We start from the raw sequence: 10003 nt of genomic DNA, 5'->3' as shown, positions 1-10003 counted from the left end.
GGTACTAAAGTTAGATGTACCACATGGGAAAAGAACTACGAAGTTGCACAGTACCAACAAAAAAAGCCACCGAAATTCGGTGGCTTTTGCTTTGGATGCTCCCCCTCTTGGGCTCGAACCAAGGACCCTCTGATTAACAGCGTCGCCGAATGGGGTACAAGCAAAATTAAATTTGCTATTATTTAATTGATTATCAACGTTTTAATAAATTTTGATTTCAAACGGAATCAATTGAAACCAAGCTTTTGCGTGCAAATTGCGTGCAAATTTTTTTATAACTTATGTTCATGAACACGAGTATAAAGCTAAGTTTGGACACCCGCAGAATGACCCAAAATGGATGTTTTCCCATCATTTTGAGGCTGACCCATTTTAGAAAAACCACTTCGATCAAAACAGGTCATTATGTCCCAGAGGAATACTGGGATCATCACAGGTGCAAAGTAAAAAGAAATTTTCCAGATGTTGATTCGGTTCACTTGATGAATACCCTTTTATTAAAAAAACAACTCAAGGCACAAGAAGTAATCAATAGACTGGCCGATAATGATCAATTGGATAGACTAACAGCCAAAGACATTGCCGATAAAATTGTCAATAGAAAACGGTTAAACTCATTCTATGAGTTCGGTCTTCAAAAAGCAGAAGAGCTTATTAGGGAAAAACGGATAGGCACTGCAAGAAACTATTCCGGAATCATAGGGCGGCTAAAAGTATTTACAAACAATAGGGATTTAAAATTCAATGAACTCAATCTTGAATTCTTAAAACGATTTGAAAGGCACCATTTATCAAAACCAGGCAATACCATCAATGGAATTGCATCTTATATGAGAACGATCAAGGCCATCTACAATAAGGGAATCAAGGAGGGTATGGTGGATGAAGCTCTATACCCTTTTAAACACTACACCATCAAAACCAAGCCGACTGAAAAAAGAGCCATTAAAATTGAAAGCATCAAGAAAATACTTGAAATGAAAACCAAGATTGGTTCCAATCATTTTCACTATCGCAATTATTTTATTCTTTCCTATCTGATGTTAGGCATGTCTTTTATTGATATGGCTTTTCTGAAAAGGGATAATATCATCGATGGTCGTGTTAAATTCCAAAGACGTAAAACAGGAAAACGCTACGATATAATTATAACCGACCAGATTCAACCTATTATTCAATATTATCTGGACCATCCTAACCCCTCTGGTTTTTTATTGCCAATAATTTATCGGGATACTTTGGAATTACAGTACAAAGATGCCCAATGGGAGCTTAGACGTTACAACATTGGTCTGAAAGAGATTGCAAAAGAATGTAAGATTGAAGAGCGTTTGACTTCCTATGTTTCAAGACATAGTTTCGCAACCCATGCGATGTTCAAAAAAGTTCCTTTGGAAGCCATTTCCGCAATGATGGGCCATAACAAACTCAGTACCACCCAAATTTATCTTAAGTCCTTACCTAGCAATGTACTTGACACTTATCAATTGGAACTTAATTCTATATAAAGCGTGACTTTTATACCCTCTGGAATAAACCCTTTAACACTATGAAATCCCAACACTTGGGATTGAATTCAAGATGTGTCATTGTCATGACAAATCTTGCTTTTGCTCCCGAAGGTCGCAAAAGGGAACTGAAATAAAAGCGAACGGAACGAAGTGAAGTGCTGCAAGCCCCAAATCTTACACAAACTAATACTACTGAGCGAGGCAAAATCAATTAATTTTTGAAGAGTTCCTAATGAACCTTTTTGAGAAGGACCCATCAGTTAGTCTATTGGAAGATAAGACCGTTCAAACTAGTTTTTATTGTTGATCCTCTTCAATTGTTGGACATCTGCCAGATCCTTGGGCCTCCCCGCTTTTATCTTACTTGTAATCAAGTCATCAAGATTCAACACTTTCCATTTTAGTTGGGGTTGGTCATCCAAGGAAGCTTCCTCTGCTTCCTCATAAGCTTGGTCGAAACTTTTGTTCACTGAAAAATTGGTGATCAACTCTAGATTGAGATCGGCAGGGGAGAATTTAATGGAAATGTTTTGATGCCCCTCCTTCACTTCTTTTGGGAAATCCTCGATCTCATATCCCATTTCATTGAATACTTTCACTAACCTTTTGAAATTGTCCTCATTTGGGTCTATCCAAAAATCAACATCCGCAGAGTGTCTTTGATGACCATGAAAATTGACGGCACCCCCACCTACCATGAGCATCCTAACACCGTGCTTGTTGGTCATTTCCAAAAAAAGGTCGATATCCTCTTTCCATTGTCTCATTTCCCGGTAGTAATCTGTATGATGAATTTATTCTCATCATGCTTGGCCTTTGTGGGAAATCGGTTGATGCGCTGCATCAGATCCAAGAAACGATAAACACGCTCAATAGGGGAAAGTGCCAAGAAATCCCTTTCCTGTTCCATATTGGCCTCATCTTTGGTACGAAATTGAACTTGCATTTGCCTATATATTACCGTTCTATGATATAAAGATATTACAAATTGGCAAGAGCCAATAAAGGGTGGGAATCAATGCAGCTTAAACAAGCTATTTGATCAGCTTTTCCAAATAGGCAACTTTGTCCTTTTCAGCTTGAACAAGACGTTCGTAAAGCTTTTTATTTTCCTCATATGCTTCCACCAGTTTATCCAATGGATTGAACGTGCAATGGAAATTGTTTAGAGGCCCATTATTTACACTGTTATCATTAAAGTTGTTGATGTTATGAAATATGGATTCCTCTGAAAAATTCTCAATCCCTTCCTTGGTGACTCCCAAGGCCTTGGCAATCTCTTCCAACTTCACATCGTCCACCTTTTCACTGTTCTCAATATTGGAGACGGCCTGTTGACTGATGCCCAATTCCTCGGCAAGGGTTTCCTGCTTCATGCCACGGAGTTCCCTGATCCTGCTGATCTTTCTGCCTATATGGTTGTTCTTGGTCTTTGTCTGCATAACTCAAATATAGGGTGTTTCGTACAATAATCCGATTGTAAAATACAATTCAATATCACTAAAGTACAATCTCTTTTAGTGCGGTACTCGGAAATGTGGTCTTAATATGGTCAGTGATTATCAAACCCTTTTAAACTCATTTCTATGATACATGACACAAACATACCAGAAAACTTTGAAAGAGCCGTAGAGCTTTCTGAATTGCTCGACAGCATCCTGAACATCATAACCATTGACAGTGCATTTCTGTCCAGTAAGCAGAAGGAGGGCAACTCCGAATACTATTTCCTCACCCTCTTTGTGGATGTCAATAATGACCCATTACCTAATGAGATCCGTTCCCTGGTAGCCAAAAAAGGAAAGAAGCATCCCGATTTCAGGATAAGGGTCTATACCGAGAACCAATCGGAGATAGGTCTTGAAAGGGGATCGCTCTTTTTCTTGGAACACTGCTGTCTGGGAGAAAATGTTTTTGCCAATTCAGAAGGAGAGAATATCATGGATTATTCAACAATGGCATACGAGACTCTTATGAAGAGGGCTTCTCGCTATTACAAATCGGAACTGGCTAAAGTAAATGCCTTTGCAAATACTTCGGACATCTTGATCAAGGAAGGAGATTATGCCATTGCCACTTTCAACATGCACCAAGCCTTTGAGCTTTCGTTCCGGTTCATTGAACAGATGTGCATAGGAAGGAGCATGGTAACACACAGTATCATCAGTCATATCAACTATTGCAAACACTTCTTTCCCACCCTCCAACCTTTTACGGAATCTTCTGGAATGGATAACAATGAACTGTTATTGCTGTTGGAACATGCCTATAGCGTTGCCCGTTATGGCAACGAGTTTGAGATTACTAAAGTACAGGTCAAGGCCATCCAAACACAAATGAAGGATTTCATCCAAGAAGTGGAATCCATTTTCCAAAGGCACCTTGACCAGTGCAAAGACCAAATCGATGGAATCGGAAAGGATTTTAAGAAAGCATTCCCGAAAGTAACCGAGAAAGTAGGAAACAATAATGAGGCATCGTTAATTGGTCAACTGAAGGAACTGGAAAAAATGTATTTCCATGCCTTGAACCCCTATATCCCAGAAAAGGGATTATACAGCACCGAACTCATTACCGAGGGATATTGTGAAACCTCTTTTATGATCTCCAACCTAATCAAGGTCTGTATCGTTGCATTGGAAAATGAATATATCCCTACACGCATTGTCCCCCAGCCCCACCACAATGTAAGTGAGGTTTTGGGATACATACTGGATTTGATACCCCATGATGAAATGGAATTCTTGGACAAGGTCAAAAAACTGCTATCGGAACAACAGACAACTGTTGCCGAAGAAACCCATTGATATGAATCCAAACGAAGAAAAGCTAATAAAGGATTTGAGACTTCACTCAAATGACCATTCCCCTACCTTGGTTCCCCATCCATGGTTCAAGGACAAGTTCCAACCCACTTTCTTTTATCTTGATGGTCATGCGGATCTGTTGTTGACAGTACGTGCATTGCTATACCTATCCATGAGGGCAATAAATCCAGATCTTGGTTCGGATGATGTGATGGACAGGAACGAAGAGGAATTCATACATCAGGCGATGACCATAGCCAACCGTTTGATGCCTGTCGGGGAAGAGGCCTTGATGGACCATTTGAACCTATTTTATAGGGAAGAAAAGAAGTCCAAAGAAGAGGACTGATATAGAAATAACAAAATCATTTTTGCTCCAAATAAGTACCTAATTCTTGTTTTTTCCATTAAAAATTTCTTGATTTCACTGGGCTGAGCGTGTTTTTCAGTTAAAAATGGGTTGAATCCAAAAATATCAAAAGGCCGAAGGAATGATTAGAAATCCACACCCAGTCCTAACATCAATCTACCATTTTTTCACCAAAAATTCGTTGATTTTATTGGGCTGAGAGCATTTTTTCATCAAAAACGGGAGATTGGGTGTTAAAATAAATTACACCTAAAAATAGGTCTATTACACACTTACACTAGACTCCAAAAAACCATTTTTTAGTCAAAAATCCATTGATTTTACTGGGCTGAAGGCCTTTTTTAGTAAAAAATGCAATAAATGCCATTGTTCAGTATTTTCAAAAATCTCACTAAAATTGGGCTTTTCCGAAGGAAAATGAATCAATAGCGCCGCGCTTGCGCGCTATCCTCTTGCTTTACATTTTTCTTTTGCACAGCAAAACAAAAAAGAAAGCAATCAAACTTTGGAATCTAATTTATACCCTTGAAGAAATTATTAAACCTTTTACGGAATTCCACATTTTCCAGTTTATTGAAAATTCTTACTTTTAGCTAAATCTCCCCCAAATTTAATGTTCGTCCAGTAATTTTCTGGGCATAGCCAACCAAATTGGAGGTATATGCAAATATATGCTGGGTAAATAAACAAGTTGTGATGCATTTTGACCAACCTAACGAAAACATTAACCAATGAGAAAATATTTGAATTTTAGAACATTATTTATTTTATCAATTTTATTTGCCGGAATTTCTTGTTCATCCTCTGACGATAGTAACAACGGGAATGGAGAACCTGAACCTGAAAATTATGCGCCTACATTAACAACGAACCCTATTGAGGACATTACTTATTTATCGTCAAAATCTGGTGGAGAAATAAGTGATAATGGTGGATTTCCAATTATTGCCAAGGGAATTGTTTGGAGTACAACGGAAAATCCAACAATTGACCTCGTAACCAAAACTAATGATGGTTCTGGAAGTAATGATTTTAGTAGTGTTATGTCTGAATTAGAACAAAATACAGAATATTATGTAAGAGCATATGCAAGAAATAACCAGAGTACAGGCATTGGATATGGAAATCAAATTACTTTTCGCACAGTAGATACATTAATTGTCAACGGAACTGACTTCAATGATATTGATGGCAATTCATATTCCACTTTAGTTATTAATGGCGAAGAATGGTCTGCAAAAAACCTTAATGTTTCAAGATATAGAAATGGAGATGTAATTCCACAAGTGCAAGATGCAACGGAATGGGAAAATTTAACTTCGGGAGCTTGGTGTTATTATGGAAATGATTCAAATAATGAACCTTCTGGTAAATTGTATAATTGGTATGCCGTAAATGACTCAAGAGGTTTAGCACCTCAAGGTTGGCATATTCCTTCTGATTCAGAATGGGAAAATTTAGAAAAATATTTAATTTCTGCCGGTTATAATTATGACCGTTCAGCTTCAGATGACAAATTAGGAAAAGCAATTGCTTCAACATCGTTTCAGCAAGGAACAGCAAGTGCCGGAACAGGCTCACCTGCATTAGTTCCCAGCTTGAACAATAGAACAGGATTTAATGCACTACCTGGTGGATTGAGAGGTAGCGTTGGAGAATTTCAATGGATTGATAAATATTCTTGTTGGTGGTCATCTACAGAAAGTGGAAGTGTTTCTGCAAAATTCAGAGACATAACAGGTCATTTAACTTTTGGTTTAAGAGGTACTGGGGCAGCTCAAAAAACATCTGGAATGTCTATTAGGTTAATTAAAGATTAAAAAATGAAGTACAAAAGAATTTCAACTTCGGTTTTATTTGATGGTCCAATTTTTAATGAAGAAGGTAAAGTTGAACTTTCACAATCAATGAGAAATAAAATATATGAAAAAGAAGAAGGTTTTAGAGAAAAATTAATTTTGGACATAAATAATTTGGCTCAAGGTAAGTGGCATATAGATTTTACAGAATATCCATCTGGTAATTTCGAGGCAGACGTTTATGTGGAATCTAAATCTGACTTTGACTTCATTAAGTCAATTTTAATTTCGAGATTTAGAGAAAACCCATTGGAATATATTTGGAAGAAAACATTCAGAGACGAACTCTTTAAAGTAAAATAAAAAAACGACACTATAACAAAGCTATAAGTGATTGCTTGTTCTCGCCTACTTCTGAAAATCTTCACGGATTTTCAGTTTGGTGTGTACTTGCTAAGTTAATCGCTGAACCACGCAACTACTCATAGGAGACCGTTGACAAGCACTATAATACAGAATATAACTTTCATAAAATGTCTGAATTTCCATTAGGAGAGCTTAGTAAACCCATTACCAAATTAATCGAAACTGTCAGTTCTGGCATAGGAGTACTTTTCGAGCCTACAAGGGTTGTTAGAAAAGCAAAAGCTGATGCAGAGGCTATAAAGATTTTGGCTAGAGCTAAAGTAGAAGCCCTAGCTATTCATGAAAGTGTTATAAAGGAGCAATACCTTGCTTTAGAACAAGAAAAATTATCAAGGGAATTTCAGCAAAAAATTAATAGGGATAATGTCATAGTTGAAACCGCCAATCAGCTAAAAGGTAGACGTGTGAACAATATAGAAGTGGATAAGGACTGGGCTACTCAGTTTTTCAGTTTTGTGGAGGACGTTTCAAATTCTCAGATGCAATTAATTTGGGCCAAACTACTAGCTAAAGAAATTGAAAAACCAGGTTCATACTCAAAAAGAAGTTTGCTAACACTCAAATATATGTCTGTGCGTGAGGCAAAAACATTTCAGACAATTGTCACATACTCTCTGATCAACCAAAATGGAAATGTCCTGTTTCCAATGTTTGCAGAAAGTTACTTAAGGGAGAATTTTCCTGAATTAGGTTATAGCAAACGAACTAGACTACTCGAAGATTTAAATCTTATTTCAATTTATAATTTCCCCGTCACAGTGTCTTTCGGTCCAATTGAAGGAAAGGACTATGTCTGGATAGAAAACGGTGAAATGGCGATAAAAATAAAGGGTAATAATCGGGATGATGTTGGTGAAATAACTTTACAAGGCCAATTATTTACTGAAATTGGCCAAGAATTGGCAAGATTGGTTTCATACTCTGACCAAAAAATCGATTATTTACAAAAAATTGTTCCTGCCCTTTTATCAAGAGGCAGTAAAAATGGAAAAATAAAATCATTAGTTGCGGAATTTGGCAGGACAGATGAAAATATGTTACATGAACATACTTTTTTAGAATCGGAAACATTGCGATGGACGGACATCTTTAAAAAGTAGTATAATATTGAATTTTTATGTAAAAACACATGACAAATGCGTGCATCATTAATTGTGGCAATCAGCACAAAAGCAGCATTTTCTCCCAACCCTCTAATCCACACCTGCAAACCTGCAAAATCAATACTATGAAAACCGCAACTAATCATACACGCAAACCGGATAAAGTGCTTTAATGTCCCAGAGGGTTCTTAATGTTTTCAGTGTATTCGAGAGTACACTGTCCCATTGTTCTGTTCAAAATTCCTTAATTAACAAATATAAAGTTGTGTTTATTAGGTAGTTAACAAACACAACACTGCTTTGGCGTGTTGTCGTCTTGCTTTACATTTTTCTTTTGCGAAGCAAAACAAAAACGAAAGCAGCCAACTTTTGAATGGAATGAAATTATTTCAACTCTTTACGGGATTCCACATTTTCCAAGTTATTGAAAATTCATAAATTTAATTCCTTCCCCAAAAATTTACAGTCAGCCTATTCACAACAATGCTTTGTTAAAAATTAAAAACATAGGTGTTTAAAGACACCCGTTTGTATGAAAATTTAATGGATACTTTGGTTATGCAAATATTCAACAGAATGTATTAAGAAAGTTGACTATTATTTAGCAACAATATATAAACTCGAATAAATATGAGCAATAAATCATTTATCAATTTTGCCTCGATCATCTGTCTGTTCCTAACAAGTTGTAACAAATCTGAGATTGAAAATTTACACTCTCAAATTGCAGACTTACAATCTGAATTGGATAACTGCAATTACGAATTAGAAGAAGCAACTGACAAAATATCAACTCTTGAAAGTTATACCTCTGAATTAGGCAGTGAACTTGACGATTTAAAGAGTGAAATTGATGATTTTACTTGGGAAGATTGGCAATCTAATGTTTGGGATGTTGAAAGTGAAATGAGTGATGTGGAAAACGCATTTAAAAACTTACAATATGAGTTTTGATATAAATTTTAGAAACTATTTTCTGTTGTTCACTATTGCATTTTTATCTATTTCTTGTAACTCTCAAAATTGTTCAGACTTAAAAGAGAGCTTCACGGATTTCGATCAGGCAAAAAAATCTATTGAGAGAACTAATTTTAGATTTTCCGATAAATGTAACACAAGAAAAAGTTCTTGGATTTTAGGAGCAGAATTTTACTCTTGTGATAATAAAAATGGATATTTATTAATTAAGACAAAGAAAAAAACATACATACATAAAAACCTACCGAAAGAATTGTGGAATGAATTTAAGAAAGCTGATTCCTTTGGTAAATTCTATAATTCGAGAATAAAAGGTAAATTCCAATTAATAATCTAAGATATGATTTGAGACATTGTACTTTCCGAAGTTGAATGTTTAAAATGAGCAATTAGTATCGAAACTATGCTGGAGCCTTAGTTTAGCAAAACAAAACTTATAAAATATAAAAATCGATGATTACATTTCTAATAATAATTGGTTCAATTGTCTTATTTAGTTTGATATCCAAGTTAATTGGACCTATAATTTTGAATGTTGCAGGACTACCAGGCGCGCTAATTGGGTTTAAATCTTATGACAAAAAAGAAATCAGATATATAATTGGTAGCATCGTTTCCGGAATTGGACAGTCTTATTTTTATATAGCATTTATGATATATATTATCGGCTTCACAAGGTATTTAATTAGTGATAAAGGTGTGAATAAATACTTTATGTGGGTTATTTGGGGTCTGTAAATTAAACTCTGTCCGATCCATCAATCCCTCTGGGGCTAGCCCCAGAGGGATTGGGATTTAATTCCAAGGGAATCCTCTCCCCAAATTTAATATAAAGTTGCTGGACCACCAGGCTCCAATTCTGCAGGGGCGATGTCCATTTCTTCTCGATGTTCCTGGTGGCCAGGTAGACCAGCTTGAGCAGGGCCATATCGTTTGTAAAGGCCCCTTTGGTCTTGGTGACCTTGCGTACCTGGCGGTGGAAGCCCTCCACGGCATTGGTGGTATAGAT

The 10003-nt window shown here is 36.4% G+C and carries 12 protein-coding genes; 8 read left to right on the top strand and 4 right to left on the bottom strand.

What is annotated here, in order from left to right:
- Positions 1–287 precede the first annotated feature (287 nt).
- Positions 288–1508, top strand: a complete 1221-nt coding sequence (locus K1F36_RS19565) for a site-specific integrase (RefSeq protein WP_220115293.1) — start codon at positions 288–290, stop codon at positions 1506–1508.
- 293 nt (positions 1509–1801) lie between these two features.
- Here K1F36_RS19565 and K1F36_RS19560 read toward each other — a convergent pair whose 3' ends face one another.
- The 3 genes from K1F36_RS19560 to K1F36_RS19550 all read right to left on the bottom strand — a co-directional run bounded on the left by K1F36_RS19560 (position 1802) and on the right by K1F36_RS19550 (position 2953).
- The gene (locus tag K1F36_RS19560) at positions 1802–2278 is read right to left on the bottom strand and encodes a nucleotidyl transferase AbiEii/AbiGii toxin family protein (protein WP_220115292.1); all 477 of its coding nucleotides are present in this window, start codon (positions 2276–2278) and stop codon (positions 1802–1804) included.
- Positions 2275–2457, bottom strand: coding sequence for a hypothetical protein (locus K1F36_RS19555; RefSeq protein WP_220115291.1), 183 nt, complete (start codon positions 2455–2457; stop codon positions 2275–2277). Before K1F36_RS19555 ends, K1F36_RS19560 begins: the two co-directional genes overlap by 4 nt.
- Before the next feature lie 88 nt (positions 2458–2545).
- A complete protein-coding gene (locus tag K1F36_RS19550) occupies positions 2546–2953 on the bottom strand; it encodes a helix-turn-helix domain-containing protein (protein WP_220115290.1) in 408 nt (135 codons plus the stop codon).
- Positions 2954–3097: 144 nt separating this feature from the next.
- Here K1F36_RS19550 and K1F36_RS19545 point away from each other — a divergent pair, with 144 nt between their 5' ends.
- The 7 genes from K1F36_RS19545 (at position 3098) to K1F36_RS19515 (ending at position 9331) form a co-directional block, all read left to right on the top strand.
- Positions 3098–4318, top strand: a complete 1221-nt coding sequence (locus tag K1F36_RS19545) for a HEPN domain-containing protein (protein WP_220115289.1) — start codon at positions 3098–3100, stop codon at positions 4316–4318.
- 1 nt (position 4319) lies between these two features.
- Positions 4320–4667, top strand: coding sequence for a hypothetical protein (locus K1F36_RS19540; protein ID WP_220115288.1), 348 nt, complete (start codon positions 4320–4322; stop codon positions 4665–4667).
- 752 nt (positions 4668–5419) lie between these two features.
- On the top strand, positions 5420–6508 hold the full coding sequence (locus K1F36_RS19535; RefSeq protein WP_220115287.1) for a fibrobacter succinogenes major paralogous domain-containing protein: 1089 nt from the start codon (positions 5420–5422) through the stop codon (positions 6506–6508).
- Between the two features lie 3 nt (positions 6509–6511).
- Positions 6512–6850, top strand: a complete 339-nt coding sequence (locus K1F36_RS19530; RefSeq protein ID WP_220115286.1) for a hypothetical protein — start codon at positions 6512–6514, stop codon at positions 6848–6850.
- A 170-nt stretch (positions 6851–7020) separates the two neighbouring features.
- Positions 7021–8013, top strand: coding sequence for a DUF2806 domain-containing protein (locus tag K1F36_RS19525; protein ID WP_220115285.1), 993 nt, complete (start codon positions 7021–7023; stop codon positions 8011–8013).
- 633 nt (positions 8014–8646) lie between these two features.
- On the top strand, positions 8647–8970 hold the full coding sequence (locus tag K1F36_RS19520) for a hypothetical protein (protein WP_220115284.1): 324 nt from the start codon (positions 8647–8649) through the stop codon (positions 8968–8970).
- The gene (locus K1F36_RS19515; RefSeq protein ID WP_220115283.1) at positions 8960–9331 is read left to right on the top strand and encodes a KTSC domain-containing protein; all 372 of its coding nucleotides are present in this window, start codon (positions 8960–8962) and stop codon (positions 9329–9331) included. Before K1F36_RS19520 ends, K1F36_RS19515 begins: the two co-directional genes overlap by 11 nt.
- 402 nt (positions 9332–9733) lie before the next feature.
- On the opposite strand, the gene K1F36_RS19510 is transcribed toward K1F36_RS19515, so the two are convergent.
- Positions 9734–10003, bottom strand: a 270-nt coding sequence (locus tag K1F36_RS19510) for a transposase (RefSeq protein WP_258539157.1), incomplete at its 5' end; no start/stop codon positions are given.

The organism is Flagellimonas abyssi (assembly GCF_019457905.1).
Classification (GTDB): domain Bacteria; phylum Bacteroidota; class Bacteroidia; order Flavobacteriales; family Flavobacteriaceae; genus Flagellimonas; species Flagellimonas abyssi.
Note: the sequence above shows the minus strand (reverse complement) of the source record. Positions and strands in the feature narration are given on the sequence as shown.

What these genes read in the sequence shown, in the direction of transcription:
- K1F36_RS19515 (WP_220115283.1), top strand. Translation starts at nt 8,960, where the DNA reads ATGAGTTTTGATATAAATTTTAGAAACTATTTTCTGTTGTTCACTATT.
- K1F36_RS19545 (WP_220115289.1), top strand. Translation starts at nt 3,098, where the DNA reads ATGATACATGACACAAACATACCAGAAAACTTTGAAAGAGCCGTAGAG.
- K1F36_RS19535 (WP_220115287.1), top strand. Translation starts at nt 5,420, where the DNA reads ATGAGAAAATATTTGAATTTTAGAACATTATTTATTTTATCAATTTTA.
- K1F36_RS19550 (WP_220115290.1), bottom strand. Translation starts at nt 2,953, where the DNA reads ATGCAGACAAAGACCAAGAACAACCATATAGGCAGAAAGATCAGCAGG.
- K1F36_RS19560 (WP_220115292.1), bottom strand. Translation starts at nt 2,278, where the DNA reads ATGAGACAATGGAAAGAGGATATCGACCTTTTTTTGGAAATGACCAAC.
- K1F36_RS19565 (WP_220115293.1), top strand. Translation starts at nt 288, where the DNA reads ATGAACACGAGTATAAAGCTAAGTTTGGACACCCGCAGAATGACCCAA.
- K1F36_RS19540 (WP_220115288.1), top strand. Translation starts at nt 4,320, where the DNA reads ATGAATCCAAACGAAGAAAAGCTAATAAAGGATTTGAGACTTCACTCA.
- K1F36_RS19520 (WP_220115284.1), top strand. Translation starts at nt 8,647, where the DNA reads ATGAGCAATAAATCATTTATCAATTTTGCCTCGATCATCTGTCTGTTC.
- K1F36_RS19555 (WP_220115291.1), bottom strand. Translation starts at nt 2,457, where the DNA reads ATGCAAGTTCAATTTCGTACCAAAGATGAGGCCAATATGGAACAGGAA.
- K1F36_RS19530 (WP_220115286.1), top strand. Translation starts at nt 6,512, where the DNA reads ATGAAGTACAAAAGAATTTCAACTTCGGTTTTATTTGATGGTCCAATT.
- K1F36_RS19525 (WP_220115285.1), top strand. Translation starts at nt 7,021, where the DNA reads ATGTCTGAATTTCCATTAGGAGAGCTTAGTAAACCCATTACCAAATTA.